Raw genomic sequence first — 15,003 nt, 5'->3', positions numbered from 1 at the left:
GGGGCCGGCGGGAGTGTCACAGCGGGCTGACATACTCGGTGATGTGAGCACGATTCCCGAGATCCGCACCCTGCCCGTACCGGACGGCCTGGAGGGCGAGCGCGTCGACGCCGCGCTGGCCCGTATGTTCGGCTTTTCCCGTACGAAGGCCGCCGAGCTGGCGGCCGGCGGGAAGGTCCGGGTGGACGGCGCCGAAGTCATGAAGTCCGAGCGGGTGCACGGCGGTGCCTGGCTGGAAGTGGAGATGCCGCAGGCCGCGCCGCCGGTGGAGATCGTCGCCGAGCCGGTCGAGGGCATGGAGATCGTGCACGACGACGACGACATCGTCGTGATCGTCAAGCCGGTCGGCGTCGCCGCGCACCCCAGCCCCGGCTGGACGGGCACCACCGTCATCGGAGGGCTGGCCGCCGCGGGCTTCCGTATCTCGACCTCCGGCGCCGCCGAGCGCCAGGGCATCGTGCACCGCCTCGACGTCGGCACCTCCGGCCTGATGGTGGTGGCCAAGTCCGAGCGCGCGTACACCCTGCTCAAGCAGCAGTTCCGGGAGCGTACGGTCGACAAGCGCTACCACGCCCTGGTGCAGGGCCACCCGGACCCGATGAGCGGCACCATCGACGCCCCCATCGGCCGGCACCCGCAGCACGACTACAAGTGGGCGGTGACGGCCGACGGAAAGCCGTCGGTCACCCACTACGACCTGATCGAGGCGTTCCGGGCGGCCAGCCTGCTGGACATCAAGCTGGAGACGGGGCGTACGCACCAGATCCGGGTCCACATGTCCGCGCACCGCCACCCGTGCGTCGGCGACGTGACCTACGGCGCCGACCCGACGCTCGGCAAGCGGCTGGGCCTCACCCGGCAGTGGCTGCACGCGATGCGGCTGGGCTTCGAGCACCCGGCCGACGGGCAGTGGGTGGAGTTCGAGAGCGCCTACCCCGAGGATCTTCAGCGCGCCCTGGACCGGGTGCGGGCCGAGAGCGCCTGAGCCGGACGCTCCGACCCGGCCGTCCGGGCGGTACGCGCCGCGCCGGCCGTCCGGGCGCCGTGCGCGGGTAGGCCGGACGGCCGAGCGGCCGGACCGCTCGTCCGAGCGGTTTTTGTGCGCTTCATGGCAGGCTTGGGTCGGTACGTGATCGATCTCGACCCCGGAGTGCAGCCACCGTGGACCAGCTGGCCCTGATGTTCGTCCTACTTCTCGGGGCCGTGGTCATGGTCCCGGTCGGTGACCGGCTGGGCCTGCCGTCGCCGGTCCTGATGACGCTCGCCGGCGCGGTGCTGGCGCTGCTGCCGTTCGTGCCGAACGTGGAGGTACCGCCGGAGTTCATCCTCCCGCTGGTGCTGCCACCCCTGCTCTACGCGGCCGTGCAGCGCACCTCCTGGCGGCAGTTCACGGCCAACATCCGGCCCATCTTCCTGCTGGCGGTGGCCCTGGTCTTCGCGACCACGGCCGCCGTCGCCGCCGTGGCGCACGCCATCGTCCCCGGGATGCCGATCGCCGCCGCGGTGGTGCTCGGCGCGCTCGTCGCACCGCCCGACCCGGTCGCCGCGACCGCCGTCGCGGGCAAGCTGGGGCTGCCCCGCCGCATGGTCTCCATCCTGGAGGGCGAGGGGCTGTTCAACGACGTCACCGCGATCGTGCTGTACCACGTCGCGCTCGCCGCCGCCGTCAGCGGCTCCTTCTCGGTACCCTCCGCAATCGGCTCGCTGGTGCTGTCCGCCGTGGTCGCGATAGCGGTCGGGCTGGTGCTGGGCTGGATCACCAACAAGCTGATGGGCCTGCTGGGCGACCCGACGCTGCAGATCGGCCTGACGCTGCTGGTGCCGTTCGTCGCGTACGTCCTCGCCGAGGAGTTCGAGGGCTCCGGAGTGCTGGCGGTGCTGACCACCGCGCTGTTCCTCGCCGAGTACGCGGTGGACGCCGACGACGTGATGGGTCGGCTGGCCGGCTACACCTTCTGGGAGATCGTCGACACCCTCGTCACCGGTGTCGCCTTCGGGCTGATCGGCCTGGAACTGCACAACGTCATCAAGGTGGCCTCCGGCCGCTGGGGCGAGATGCTCGGCGTCGGCGCCGCCGTCGTGGTGGTCGTGGTGGGCGTCCGGCTGCTGTGGCTGCTGCCCGCCGCCTGGCTGGCCAAGCGGATGCACAAGCGCCGCGACTTCGACGAGGACATCCCGCTGAGCTGGCGGGAGACCGTGATCATGTGGTGGTCCGGGATGCGCGGTGTGGCGTCCGTCGCGCTGGCGCTGGCCATCCCGTACACGATCGACGGTGGCGCGGACTTCCCGGCCCGTGACGAGATCCTGTTCATCGCCTTCGCCGTGGTGCTCTCCGGGCTCGTCGTCCAGGGCCTGTCGCTGCCCACCCTGGTCAAGAAGCTGCGGGTCAAGGCCGACTCGGAGGCCGAGGAGAAGCTGGAGCACGAGCTGGCGCTCCGGGTGATCAAGGCGTCCAAACGGCGTCTGAAGGAGATCCTGGAGGTCGAGGAGCTGCCGGAGGAGATCAGCGAGCAGCTCGCCCGGCGCGCCTACGACATGGGTGCACGCATCGCGCCGGACATCGTGGACGACGACCGCCGGGAGCACTTCGAGAAGCGCATCACCCGGATGAAGAAGGTGCAGAGCATCCAGAGCGAGATGCTCTCGGCCGCCCGCCACGAGGTGCTGGCGGCGCGCAGCGAGCCGGGCGCCGACCCGGAGATCGTGGACCGGGTGCTGCGCCAGCTGGACATGCGCAGTCTGCGGGGCGCTCCGCTGCCGTAGGGCGAGGACCGGGTGCGGCGCCTGCCCCGGCACCGCGCCCCGGCATCGGCAGCCGGGTGCTGTCAGCCGTCCAGCCCCGGCCCCTTGTCCAGGGTCCCCGGGCGCCGCTCCCCGTCCGTCCGCGCCAGCCGGGCGGTGTCCTCCCCGCTGTCGGGCGCGGCGGCGGTGACCACCCGCGGCAGCGCGTACGGGTGTTCCGCGCGCAGCCAGTCGATCATCCGCTCGCGGACCTCGCAGCGCACCGACCAGATGGAGTCCGAGTCCCGGGCGGTGACCAGGGCGCGTACCTGGATGGTGGTCGGGGTGGTGTCGGTGACCACCAGGCTCCAGCCGCGGCCGTCCCAGTCGGTGCTGTTCTGCAGGATCTCGTGCAGCCGCTCGCGCATCTTCTCCACGGGGGCCGCGTGGTCCAGGTGGAAGAAGACGGTCCCGGTCATCTGCGCGCCCCCGCGTGACCAGTTCTCGAACGGCTTGCTGGTGAAGTAGGACACGGGCATGGTGATCCGCCGCTCGTCCCAGGTCCGTACGGTCAGGAAGGTCAGGGTGATCTCCTCGACGGTGCCCCATTCCTTGTCCACGACCACCGTGTCCCCGATGCGGACCATGTCGCCGAAGGCGATCTGCAGGCCGGCGAAGAGGTTGCCGAGGGTGGACTGCGCGGCGACACCGGCCACGATGCCGACCAGTCCCGCCGAGGCCAGCATGGACTGGCCGACCGTCTGCATCTTCGGGAAGGTCAGCAGCATCGAGGCCGCGGCGACGACGATGACGATCGCCGTGACCACCCGCTGGATCAGGGTGACCTGGGTACGGACCCGCCGGACCCGGGCCGCGTCCCGCGCGCCGGCCGCGTACCGGGAGTACGAGGACTCCACGATGGCCGCCGACGCCCGGATGGCGAGCCAGGCGGTGGCCGCGATCAGGACGAGGGAGAGAATCTGGCCGAGGCCCGCCTCGTGGTCCTCGATGAACGCCAGGCCCGTTCTGTCGTAGAAACCGCGCAGCAGCGCGGTGACCAGCACCACCTGCAGGGGGACGCGGCAGCGCCGCAGCAGTCCCCACAGTGGCGTGTCCGGGCGGGCCGTGTCGGCCCGGCGCAGTGCCAGGTCGGCCAGCCAGCCCAGGACGAGCGTCACGACTATGGAGCCGCCTACGACGATGAGCGGACGAAGCACGTCCTCCATGGACACTTCCGGTCCTCCTAGGTGTGGTCAGCTTCGTGCCGGTACCTACTGACCGTAACTGGCACGATGGTGGAAGTGCGATCCAATGACAGGGAAGTGAATTCAGTGGCCTCTTCGCCCGCCTCGCCGTCCGCGCCGTCCGCGAAACCCTCGACGGTGGTTCTGTTCCATTCGGTGTGCGGTCTGCGGCCCGCGGTGCACGCCGCCGCCGACCGGCTGCGCGCGGCCGGCCACGAGGTCGTCGTACCGGACCTCTTCGACGGGCGGACCGCGGACACCGTCGAGGACGGAGTGGTGATCAAGGACGAGATCGGCAAGGACGAGCTGCTGCGCCGCGCGGTGACCGCCGCCGCGCCGTACTCCGACCGGGGCGTGGTCTACGCGGGCTTCTCCTTCGGCGGCGCGGTCGCGCAGAACCTCGCCCTGGGTGACGAGAAGGCGCGCGGCCTGCTGCTGATGCACGGCACCTCGGACATCGCCGACGACGCGGCGGTCGACGAGCTGCCCGTCCAGCTCCACGTCGCCGACCCGGACCCGTTCGAGCCGCACGACTGGCTGAACGCCTGGTACCTGCGGATGGGGCGGGCCGGCGCGGACGTGGAGGTCTACCGCTACCCGGGCGCCGGACACCTGTTCACCGACCCGGACCTGCCGGACTTCGACGAGGAGGCCGCCGAGAGCGCCTGGAAGGTCGCCCTCGGCTTCCTCGACTCGCTGTAGAGGGGGGTACGGGGCGGGTCAGCGCACCGGCTGCCGGACCCGCTCCACCCGCTGGGTCCCCGACAGGGTCCGGTAGGAGCGCGCCAGTGCGGTGGTGGCGTGCGGATCGGTCCGGTCGGAGACGGTGAAGTAGTCCATCTGTGTGCGCTCGGCGCTGACGTCCAGGACGCCGTAGCCGTGCGAGTCCATGTCCAGCCACTTCACATGGCGGTTGGCGGCCCGGACCGCGGCGACGCCGACCAGCGAGACGGTGTGCGGCGCGACGTGCAGGAAGTCGTCCACGTTGTCGGAGGTGACCGAGGTGACCACGAACTCGGTGGCCACCGGCGGCGTGGCCGGGTAGGTCGCGGCCTTCACCGGCACCTCGTTGGCCCACGCCATGTGGATGTCGCCGGTCAGGAAGACGGTGTTGTCGATACCCCGGTCGCGCAGGTGGGTCAGCAGCTCGCGCCGGTCGTCGGTGTAGCCGTCCCACTGGTCGGTGTTGACCGCCAGGCCCTCCTTGGGCAGGCCGAGGAGTTCGGCGAGCGGCGCCAGCAGGTGGGCCGGTACGGAGCCGAAGGCGACCTGGGAGATCATCACGGAGGTGCCGACCAGCCGCCAGGCGGTGTCCGAGCGCTCCAGCCCGGCCTTGAGCCAGTCCAACTGGGCGCGCCCGGTGATCGAGCGCCCCGGGTCGTCCACCGTCCCGCTGCCCGGCTCGGCCTGTTCGTCCCGGAAGGTCCGCAGGTCGAGCAGGTGCAGGTCGGCGAGCTTGCCGAAGCGCAGCCTGCGGTAGGTGGTGCCCGCCGTGGAGGTCCGCACGGGCATCCACTCGAAGTAGGCGCGCTTGGCGGCGGCCATCCGCGTCGCCCAGTCGCCCTCGGCGCCGGGGGTGTGGTTCACGGCGCCGCCGGACCAGGCGTTGTCCGCGAACTCGTGGTCGTCCCAGATCGCGATGAGCGGGTGCGCGGCGTGCATGGCCCGCAGGTCGGGGTCGGTCTTGTGGACGCCGTGCCGGGTGCGGTAGTCGGCGAGCGTGATGATCTCGTGGGTGGGGGAGTGCTGCCGTACGACCTTCCCCGAGGCGGGGAAGCCGCCGGTCGCGTACTCGTAGAGGTAGTCGCCGAGGTGCAGTACCGCGTCCAGGTCGCGGCGGGCCGCCAGGTGCCGGTACGCGGAGAAGTAGCCCGCCTCCCAGTTGGCGCAGGAGACGACGCCGAAGCGGATGCTGGGTGCTTTCGCGTCGTGGGCGGGGGCGGTGCGGGTGCGGCCCACGGGGGAGCGGGCGCCGACGGCGGTGAAGCGGTAGTAGTAGGCGGTGGCCGGCGCCAGGCCGCGTACGTCGGCCTTGACGGTGTGGTCGGCCGCGGCCGTGGTGGTCGCGGTTCCCCGCGCGACCACCGAGCTGAAGTCCTTGTCGGTCGCCACTTCCCAGTCCACCGCGGTGTCCGGGCCACGGCCGGAGCCGGGCACCGCGCCGGGCTCGGGCGTGACCCGGGTCCACAGCAGGACGCCGTCCGGGAGCGGGTCGCCGGAGGCCACGCCGTGCCGGAAGACCTGGGCGTCCGTACGGGGGCGGGCGTCCGTGCCGGTCCGGGTGTCCGGGCCGGTCTGAGTGGCACGGGCGGGGGCGGCGGTGGCGAAGGGCAGCAGGGCGGCGGAGGCGGCCGCGGCCGTGACAGCGGTGCGACGTGATATCTGGTCATGATCGGTCACGGCCGATCACCATACTGTCGGGTAGGGCGCTACGGGAGGGCTCGCGCAGGAAGTTCGCCCTCCCGTCAGCACCTGGCCACCGGGCCGGTGCTCCGGCCTCCGCGGTTACTTCTTCGCGTCCTTCGCGGGCCCGAACTCGTCGTCGATCATCTTGTTGAAGTTGGCCGTGGCCAGCTCGTGGTACTGCTCCTTGGTCATCTGCTTCTGCGGGACCGGCGGCAGCGTCAGCTTCTTGTCGCCGTGCAGGAACGCCGGCGTCCCGGTCACGCCCTTCCGGCCGAAGAGCGCGGTCATCTCCATGGTCCAGCGGTCGTACGTACCGTTCTTGACCGCCGCCTGGAACTTCTTGTTGTTCTTCAGCTCGGGCACCTGATCGGCGACCTCGATCAGCTTCGTGTCCTTGGCGTAGGCGTCGTCGGCCTCTTCGGGGTGGTTCTTCTCCGCGTACAGCGCGGTCTTGTACTTGAGGAACGCCTCCGGACCGACGTCCAGGGCCGCGCCGAGCGCGCTGAGCGCGTTCTTGGAACCCTCGCCGCCCTGCCCGCCGTCGATGAAGGTGTACATCGTGAAGCGGACCTTGTAGCGGCCGTCCTCCATACCCTTCAGGAGGGCCGGGCCCGCGCTCTGCTCGAAGCCCGCACAGGCCGGACAGCGGATGTCCTCGAAGACCTCCAGGGTCTCCTTCGCCTCCGGCTTGCCGATGACGATCTCGGTGCCGTTCTTGCCGCTGGTGTTGGCGGGTTTGACCAGGTCGGCTTCCTTGGCCGCCTCCCAGCCGGTGGGCTCGTTCGCCTTCATGACCCCGAAGCCGATGCCGCCGGCTATGACGAGGACACCGACCACCGAGCCCGCCACCACGAGCTGCCGGCGGATCTTCTCCTTCTTCTTCTGCCGCTCGCGCTCGGCACGGATCCGCTCGCGGGCCGCCTGCTTGCTCGCCTGGCTGTTGCGGTCGCTCATGGTGCTTACCGACTCCCTGTTCCTGGTACGTGCCGTGGTGGACCCCCCGTCGTACGGGCGCCCCGCACGCCGCGTCAGTACGCGGCGCAGGGGCCGGGCAAGGGAGGGCCGCGCCGCACGACGCAGTGTCCGAGCCGGGGGAGCGGCCGGGGAAGAGGGAGCTGGCGTACGGGCCGGGCCCGGCGGTGCTCCGGGCCGGGTCCGGCGGCTGCCACCGCGGCCGCCAGCCGCAGCGGCCGGAAGGCGAACCTCGGCACGGCGCGCAGCAGCCGCTCCAGCGCGGTGGCCACCGCGGCGCGTACCGCGCGCAGGGGGGCGCCGGAGGGTGTCCACGGCCGTGCTCCGGTCCGCTCCATGCCCGGAGTCTGCCATGGGCACGGCGACTTGCCGGGTCAAGATTTGGCATCGGCAGGGGCGGTGACCGGTACGTACGGCAGCGGCCGGCGCGCGAGATGCACGCCGGCCGCTGCCGTACGCCGGAAACCTGGACCGGAGCCCCGGGCCAGGGCTCCGGGAAAAGCTCCGTCAGCCCTTCATGGCCTTGTCGACCTCGGCCGTGAACGCGTCCGGCGTGGACGGCGCGACCTTGCCGTTCGCGGAGTCGGTGCCCAGCACCGTGTCGTCCAGCTTGACCGTCGGAGTGCTCTTGACGTCCTTGAAGCCGTTGAAGGCCTCGGACATCTCCATCGCCCAGCGGTTGTACGTACCTGCCTTCACCGCGTCCTGGAACTTGGCGTTGCCCTTCAGCGCGGGCACCGTGTCGGCGACCTTGAGCAGGTAGTCGTTGTCGGCGAACTTGTCCTGCCGCTCGTCGGGGTGGAACTCCTTCGAGAACAGCGCTTCCTTGTACTTCAGGAACGCGTCCGGACCCACGTTGAGCGCGGCACCCATCGCGCTGAGCGCGTTCTTGGAGCCGGTGCCCTGGAGGTTGTTGTCCAGGAAGGTGCCCAGGTGGATGGAGGCCTTGTACTTGCCCTCCTTCAGGTCCTTCTGGATCGTCTCGCCGACGTTCTGCTCGAAGCTCGCGCAGCCCGGGCAGCGGGCGTCCTCGAAGAGCGACAGGGTGTGCTTGGCGTCCTTCTTGCCGACGGTGATCTCCGTGCCGTTCTTGCCGGAGGTGTTGGCCGGCTGCACCAGCTTGGCGCTCGCCGCGTCGGACCACTTGGCGGAGCCGCCGCCCGAGTCGCCGCCGCCCGAGTTGGCGACGGCGACGCCGATGCCGCCCGCGACGGCCAGCACGGCGACGATCGAACCGCCGACGGTCAACTGCCGGCGGACCTTCTCCTTCTTCTTCTGCCGCTCGCGCTCGACGCGCAGCCGCTCGCGGGCTGCCTGCTTGTTGGCCTGGCTGTTGCGGTTGCTCATGACTGTCCTGCTCCTGGGAAAGGTGTGAACGGGTGCCTGTCCATAAGCCGCGGCCCGAAGGCTACGCGGCGAGGGAGCAGGGCGGTCCACGCCGTACGACGCAGTGCACGAGCAGCGGGACGGCCCGCGGAGCCGGTTCCGTACGCGCGGGCCGGGCGGCCGGACGGAGCGGCACGGGCAGCGCCCGGACGACCGCCACCGCCAGCAGCAGCGGCCGGAACGCGAACGCCGTCACCGCCCCAAGCAACTGGGCCAGCGCCGCCTCGCCCCGCCGCAGCCAGGCCGCCGCGAGCAGCCCGACGGCGACGTGCACGGCGAGCAGCAGCAGCCAGGTCGCGACGGGCGTCCGGTCCTCCGGCGCCAGGTGCGCCAGGGGCGTGCCCACGTCACCGCCGCCGCACAGCAGATCCACGCCCAGGGACCGCAACGGCCCGGTGACCGGACCGCCGGCCCGCCCGTAACAGGTGTGCTGGCCGGCACTGAAGACCGTGTCGGCGGCCAGCTCCAGCGGTACGAGCAGGGCGGCGATGCGCCAGTAGCCGCGCTCCCGGCCGGCCAGCGCGTACGCGACGGCGAAGACGGCGGCCGACAGGAGGGCGACGGTGGTCAGCGGCAGCGGCATCCGGGACAGCAGCACATGACCCGCAGCGGACAGCGTCACGCACAGCGCCGTGAAGAGCGCTGCGCGCAGTGCCCGCAGGTGTGCCGCCGAGATGTCCATTGCAGCGAGTCTGCCATGGTCCGGTGTAAGTGGGCACTAAGAGGCGCGAACCCGTCGCTTCTCCGCCCCCTCACCCGGTGGCGCGGCTCACAGGCCGGGAATGCGGCCGTTGCGGAAGAGATCCACGAACGTCTGGTGGTCGGCGCGGGCCCGGGCGCCGTACGCGTGCGCGAAGTCCACCAGCAGGCGGCCGAAGCCGTCCTCGTCGGCGGCGATGGCCGCGTCGATGGCGCGCTCGGTGGAGAACGGCACCAGGGAGTGGCCGCTCTCGTCGTCCGCGGCGGCGTGCATCGTGGCGGTCGCCCGGCCCAGGTCCGCGACGACCGCCGCGATCTCCGCCAGGTCGTCGATGTCCGACCAGTCCAGGTCGACCGCGTACGGGGAGATCTCGGCCACGAGCTGGCCGGCGCCGTCCAGCTCGGTCCAGCCCAGCCACGGGTCGGCGTGGTCCTGGAGGGCCCGCTGCGAGATCACCGTGCGGTGCCCTTCGTGCCGGAAGTAGCCGCGCACCCGCGGGTCGGTGATGTGCCGGGAGACCGCCGGGGTCTGCGCCTGCTTCATGTAGATCACGACGTCGTTCTCCAGGGCGTCGCTGTTGCCCTCCAGCAGGATGTTGTACGAGGGCAGGCCCGCCGAGCCGATGCCGATGCCGCGGCGCCCCACCACGTCCTTGACGCGGTAGGAGTCCGGGCGGGTCAGGCTGGACTCGGGCAGCGTCTCCAGATAGCCGTCGAAGGCCGCCAGGACCTTGTAGCGGGTCGCGGCGTCCAGCTCGACCGTGCCGCTGCCCGCGGTGAAACGGCGCTCGAAGTCGCGGATCTCGGTCATCGAGTCCAGCAGGCCGAAGCGGGTCAGCGAGCGGGCCATCCGCAGCGCGCCCAGCAGCGGCCCCTCGGCGGTGTCCAGGGTGAAGGGCGGCACGTCGTCGTCCTTGGCGCCGGTGGCCAGGGCGTGGATGCGCTCACGGTAGGCGGCGGCGTAGATCCCCACCAGCTCGCTGATCTGCTCGTCGCTCAGCGCCTTGGCGTAGCCGATCAGGGCGACGGAGGCGGCGAAGCGCTTGAGGTCCCAGGTGAAGGGGCCGACGTACGCCTCGTCGAAGTCGTTGACGTTGAAGATCAGCCGGCCGGTGGCGTCCATGTACGTGCCGAAGTTCTCGGCGTGCAGATCGCCGTGGATCCACACCTGGCCGGTGCGCTCGTCCTCGTACGGGCCGCTGCCCGGGCCGCCGTCCAGGGCGTGGAGGTCGTGGTAGAAGAGGCAGGCCGTGCCCCGGTAGAAGGCGAAGGCGGAGGCGGCCATCTTCCGGAATTTCACACGGAAGGCCGACGGGTCGGCGGCGAGCAGCTCCCCGAAGGCGGTGTCGAAGACGGCGAGGATCTCCTCGCCGCGCTGAGCGGCGTCCGGCGCCGGGACGAGCTGGGACGACATCGCGGGGTGCCTCCTGAGGCAGGTGCTGCGGACGGGGGTGCCGTCTCTTCCAACGGCCGAGGCTACTCACGAGTGCCCGCCCGTCACCCGACCCCCACCCCTCACGGAGGCGCTGCGCGCCGCTGCCCGCTCTTCGCCCGTCACCCGACCCCCCGCCCCTCACGGAGGCGCTGCCCGCCGCCGCCCGGGCGGATTCTCTTCGTGGAGCGGCCGCCGTCCCCGTCAGGTTGTCGGCGGAGGGTCGTAGACTTCGAGACCGTCCCCGTTCTCGCCCGCCGCGGCCCGGTCCCGGCTCGGCCGAGGCGTCGGCGTGCCCGCAGTACCCAGTCTCCGGAGGTCTTCCGCCGTGGCCAAGCCGCCCTTCACGCACCTGCACGTGCACACCCAGTACTCGCTGCTGGACGGCGCCGCGCGGCTGAAGGACATGTTCGAGGCGTGCAAGGAGATGGGGATGACCCACATCGCCATGTCCGACCACGGCAACCTCCACGGGGCCTACGACTTCTTCCACTCCGCCCAGAAGGCCGGCATCACGCCGATCATCGGCATCGAGGCGTACGTGGCGCCCGAGTCGCGGCGCACCAAGCGCAAGATCCAGTGGGGCCAGCCGCACCAGAAGCGCGACGACGTCTCCGGTTCCGGTGGTTACACCCACAAGACGATCTGGGCGTCGAACAGCACCGGGCTGCACAACCTCTTCAAGCTCTCCTCCGACGCGTACAAGGAAGGCTGGCTGCAGAAGTGGCCCCGGATGGACAAGGAGACGATCTCCCAGTGGTCCGAGGGCCTGATCGCCTCCACCGGCTGTCCCTCCGGTGAGCTCCAGACCCGGCTGCGTCTCGGCCAGTTCGACGAGGCCCTGAAGGCCGCCTCCGAGTACCAGGACATCTTCGGCAAGGACCGCTACTTCCTGGAGCTGATGGACCACGGCATCGAGATCGAGCGCCGGGTCCGCGACGGCCTGCTGGAGATCGGCAAGAAGCTCGGCATCCCGCCGCTGGTCACCAACGACTCGCACTACACCTACGCGCACGAGGCGAGCGCCCACGACGCCCTGCTGTGCATCCAGACCGGCAAGAACCTCTCGGACCCGGACCGCTTCCGGTTCGACGGCACCGGCTACTACCTGAAGTCCACGGACGAGATGTACGCCATCGACTCCTCGGACGCCTGGCAGGAGGGCTGCCGCAACACCCTCCTGGTCGCCGAGCAGATCGACACCACCGGCATGTTCGAGAAGCGCGACCTGATGCCGAAGTTCGACATACCCGAGGGCTACACCGAGGTCACGTGGTTCAAGGAGGAGGTGCGGCGCGGCATGGCCCGCCGCTACCCCGACGGGGTCCCCGAGGACCGGCAGCGGCAGGCCGAGTACGAGATGGACATCATCCTGCAGATGGGGTTCCCGGGGTACTTCCTCGTGGTCGCGGACTTCATCATGTGGGCGAAGAACAACGGCATCGCGGTGGGTCCGGGCCGAGGCTCCGCGGCCGGATCGATCGTCGCGTACGCCATGGGCATCACCGACCTCGACCCGATCACCCACGGACTGATCTTCGAGCGGTTCCTCAACCCCGAGCGCGTCTCCATGCCCGATGTCGACATCGACTTCGACGAGCGCAGGCGCGTCGAAGTGATCAGGTACGTGACGGAGAAGTACGGCGCCGACAAGGTCGCCATGATCGGTACGTACGGCAAGATCAAGGCCAAGAACGCGATCAAGGACTCGGCCCGTGTGCTGGGTTACCCGTACGCCATGGGCGACCGCCTCACCAAGGCCATGCCCGCCGACGTCCTCGGCAAGGGCATCGACCTCTCCGGCATCACCGACCCCCAGCACCCGCGCTACAGCGAGGCCGGCGAGATCCGGGGGATGTACGAGAACGAGCCGGACGTGAAGAAGGTCATCGACACCGCCAAGGGTGTGGAGGGCCTGGTCCGGCAGATGGGTGTGCACGCGGCCGGCGTGATCATGTCCAGCGAGCCGATCGTCGACCACGCCCCGCTCTGGACGCGGCACACCGACGGCGTGACCATCACGCAGTGGGACTACCCGCAGTGCGAGTCGCTCGGCCTGCTGAAGATGGACTTCCTGGGCCTGCGCAACCTCACCATCATGGACGACGCCGTCAAGATGGTGGAGGCGAACAAGGGCAAGAAGCTGGAGCTCCTGGAGCTCCCGCTGGACGACCCCAAGACCTATGAGCTGCTCTGCCGCGGTGACACCCTCGGCGTCTTCCAGTTCGACGGCGGTCCGATGCGTTCGCTGCTGCGCCAGATGCAGCCCGACAACTTCGAGGACATTTCCGCCGTATCGGCCCTGTACCGTCCGGGCCCGATGGGCATGAACTCGCACATCAACTACGCGGAGCGCAAGAACGGCCGCCAGGAGATCACGCCGATCCACAAGGAGCTGGAGGAGCCGCTCAAGGAGGTCCTGGGCCTGACCTACGGCCTGATCGTCTACCAGGAGCAGGTCCAGAAGGCCGCCCAGATCGTCGCCGGGTACTCCCTCGGCGAGGCCGACGTCCTGCGCCGCGTGATGGGCAAGAAGAAGCCCGAGGAACTGGAGAAGAACTTCGTCCTCTTCCAGGCCGGTGCCCGGAAGAACGGCTTCAGCGACGAGGCGATCCAGGCCCTGTGGGACGTGCTGGTCCCGTTCGCCGGCTACGCGTTCAACAAGGCGCACTCCTCCGCGTACGGACTCGTCACGTACTGGACCGCCTACCTGAAGGCGAACTACCCGGCGGAGTACATGTCCGCGCTGCTCACCTCGGTGCGCGACGACAAGGACAAGTCGGCGGTCTACCTCAACGAGTGCCGCCGCATGGGCATCAAGGTGCTCCCGCCGAACGTGAACGAGTCGCTGGCGAACTTCGCCGCCCAGGGCGACGACGTGATCCTCTTCGGCCTCACCGCCGTCCGCAACGTCGGCCAGAACGTGGTGGACTCGATCATCCGCTGCCGCAAGGCCAAGGGGAAGTACACCTCCTTCCCCGACTACCTCGACAAGGTCGACGCGGTCGTGTGCAACAAGCGCACCACCGAATCGCTGATCAAGGCGGGCGCCTTCGACGAGATGGGGCACACCCGCAAGGGCCTGACCGCGCACTACGAAGCCATGATCGACAACGTGGTGCAGGTCAAGCGCAAGGAGGCCGAGGGACAGTTCGACCTCTTCGGCGGGATGGGCGACGACAGCGCCGACGACGGCCCCGGCTTCGGCCTGGACATCGAGTTCTCCGACATCGAGTGGGACAAGACCTACCTGCTCGCCCAGGAGCGCGAGATGCTCGGCCTGTACGTCTCCGACCACCCGCTGTTCGGTCTGGAGCACGTGCTGTCCGACAAGGCGGACGCGGCGATCTCCCAGCTCACCGGCGGTGACTACTCCGACGGCTCGATCGTCACCATCGGCGGCATCATCTCCGGCCTCCAGCGCAAGATGACCAAGCAGGGCAACGCCTGGGCCATCGCCACCGTCGAGGACCTGGCCGGTTCCATCGAGTGCATGTTCTTCCCGGCGACCTACCAGCTCGTCTCCACCCAACTCGTCGAGGACACCGTCGTCTTCGTCAAGGGGCGGCTGGACAAGCGCGAGGACATCCCGCGGCTGGTCGCCATGGAGATGATGGTCCCCGACCTCTCGGAGGCCGGCGCCAACGCCCCCGTGACGATCACGATCCCCACGGTCAAGGTCACCCCGCCGCTGGTCGAGAAGCTGGGCGAGGTCCTCACCAGCCACCGCGGCGCGACCGAGGTACGGATCAAGCTCCAGGGGGCGCGCAAGACGACGGTGCTCCGGCTGGACCGGCACCGGGTGACCCCGGACCCGTCGCTCTTCGGTGACCTGAAGGTGCTGCTGGGGCCGTCCTGCCTGGCGGGCTGAGCCGGTGAGCGCTGCCCGGGGCCCCGGCTCCGGGCAGCGCGGTCGCGCGCTACCCGACCGCGTACCACCGCGCAACGCAGGGGCCCAACTGGTGACAGGGCATGGCGTGAACCGGATGTCTACGCGAGTGGCGCTCCTCGCGGGAACGAATTTTCGGCCCACGAGCGGCACGGCTTCACGGGCCGGGGCGGCGCGGGCCTGCTCTCCGGCAGCCGCCGGCGTGCAGGAGGCGCACGGCGCGCAGGAGGGGCGCACCCCGCACGGGTGCGCCC

At 70.3% G+C, this 15,003-nt stretch carries 11 protein-coding genes; 4 read left to right on the top strand and 7 right to left on the bottom strand.

The features are described 5' to 3' along the window. The first annotated feature begins 43 nt into the window (after positions 1 to 43). Together AB0A97_RS01490 and AB0A97_RS01485 are read left to right on the top strand one after the other, a co-directional pair. A complete protein-coding gene (locus tag AB0A97_RS01490; RefSeq protein WP_361142890.1) occupies positions 44 to 985 on the top strand; it encodes an RluA family pseudouridine synthase in 942 nt (313 codons plus the stop codon). Between the two features lie 176 nt (positions 986 to 1,161). Beyond that, the gene (locus tag AB0A97_RS01485) at positions 1,162 to 2,763 is read left to right on the top strand and encodes a Na+/H+ antiporter (RefSeq protein ID WP_361142887.1); all 1,602 of its coding nucleotides are present in this window, start codon (positions 1,162 to 1,164) and stop codon (positions 2,761 to 2,763) included. Between the two features lie 62 nt (positions 2,764 to 2,825). On the opposite strand, the gene AB0A97_RS01480 is transcribed toward AB0A97_RS01485, so the two are convergent. Further along, entirely contained in the window at positions 2,826 to 3,947 is a 1,122-nt protein-coding gene (locus tag AB0A97_RS01480; RefSeq protein WP_361142884.1) for a mechanosensitive ion channel domain-containing protein, read from the bottom strand. A 66-nt stretch (positions 3,948 to 4,013) separates the two neighbouring features. Between AB0A97_RS01480 and AB0A97_RS01475 the strand changes: the two genes are divergently transcribed. Further along, a complete protein-coding gene (locus AB0A97_RS01475) occupies positions 4,014 to 4,667 on the top strand; it encodes a dienelactone hydrolase family protein (protein ID WP_361142882.1) in 654 nt (217 codons plus the stop codon). 18 nt (positions 4,668 to 4,685) lie between these two features. Here AB0A97_RS01475 and AB0A97_RS01470 read toward each other — a convergent pair whose 3' ends face one another. The 6 genes from AB0A97_RS01470 to AB0A97_RS01445 all read right to left on the bottom strand — a co-directional run bounded on the left by AB0A97_RS01470 (position 4,686) and on the right by AB0A97_RS01445 (position 10,842). Continuing rightward, positions 4,686 to 6,365 (bottom strand): alkaline phosphatase D family protein, encoded by a 1,680-nt coding sequence (locus AB0A97_RS01470; RefSeq protein WP_361142879.1) that lies wholly within the window; start codon positions 6,363 to 6,365, stop codon positions 4,686 to 4,688. Positions 6,366 to 6,470: 105 nt separating this feature from the next. Continuing rightward, complete coding sequence (locus AB0A97_RS01465; RefSeq protein WP_361142876.1) at positions 6,471 to 7,325, bottom strand: thioredoxin domain-containing protein; 855 nt, start codon at positions 7,323 to 7,325, stop codon at positions 6,471 to 6,473. Positions 7,326 to 7,399: 74 nt separating this feature from the next. Beyond that, positions 7,400 to 7,681, bottom strand: a complete 282-nt coding sequence (locus AB0A97_RS01460) for a hypothetical protein (protein ID WP_361142873.1) — start codon at positions 7,679 to 7,681, stop codon at positions 7,400 to 7,402. Positions 7,682 to 7,850: 169 nt separating this feature from the next. Beyond that, on the bottom strand, positions 7,851 to 8,690 hold the full coding sequence (locus AB0A97_RS01455; protein ID WP_361142870.1) for a thioredoxin domain-containing protein: 840 nt from the start codon (positions 8,688 to 8,690) through the stop codon (positions 7,851 to 7,853). 61 nt (positions 8,691 to 8,751) lie between these two features. Next, positions 8,752 to 9,411 (bottom strand): hypothetical protein, encoded by a 660-nt coding sequence (locus tag AB0A97_RS01450; protein ID WP_125056847.1) that lies wholly within the window; start codon positions 9,409 to 9,411, stop codon positions 8,752 to 8,754. Between the two features lie 87 nt (positions 9,412 to 9,498). Next, positions 9,499 to 10,842 (bottom strand): DUF2252 domain-containing protein, encoded by a 1,344-nt coding sequence (locus AB0A97_RS01445; protein ID WP_361142867.1) that lies wholly within the window; start codon positions 10,840 to 10,842, stop codon positions 9,499 to 9,501. A 346-nt stretch (positions 10,843 to 11,188) separates the two neighbouring features. Between AB0A97_RS01445 and dnaE the strand changes: the two genes are divergently transcribed. Continuing rightward, positions 11,189 to 14,731 carry a DNA polymerase III subunit alpha gene (gene dnaE, locus AB0A97_RS01440; protein WP_361142864.1) on the top strand — a complete coding sequence of 1,181 codons (3,543 nt, stop codon included), beginning with the start codon at positions 11,189 to 11,191 and terminating at the stop codon, positions 14,729 to 14,731. The last annotated feature ends 272 nt before the right edge of the window (positions 14,732 to 15,003 follow it).

This window comes from Streptomyces sp. NPDC045470 (assembly GCF_040646595.1).
In the GTDB taxonomy this organism is placed as follows: Bacteria; Actinomycetota; Actinomycetes; order Streptomycetales; family Streptomycetaceae; genus Streptomyces.
The sequence above is the reverse complement of the archived record's forward strand: the minus strand, read 5'-3'. Positions and strand labels throughout refer to the sequence as shown.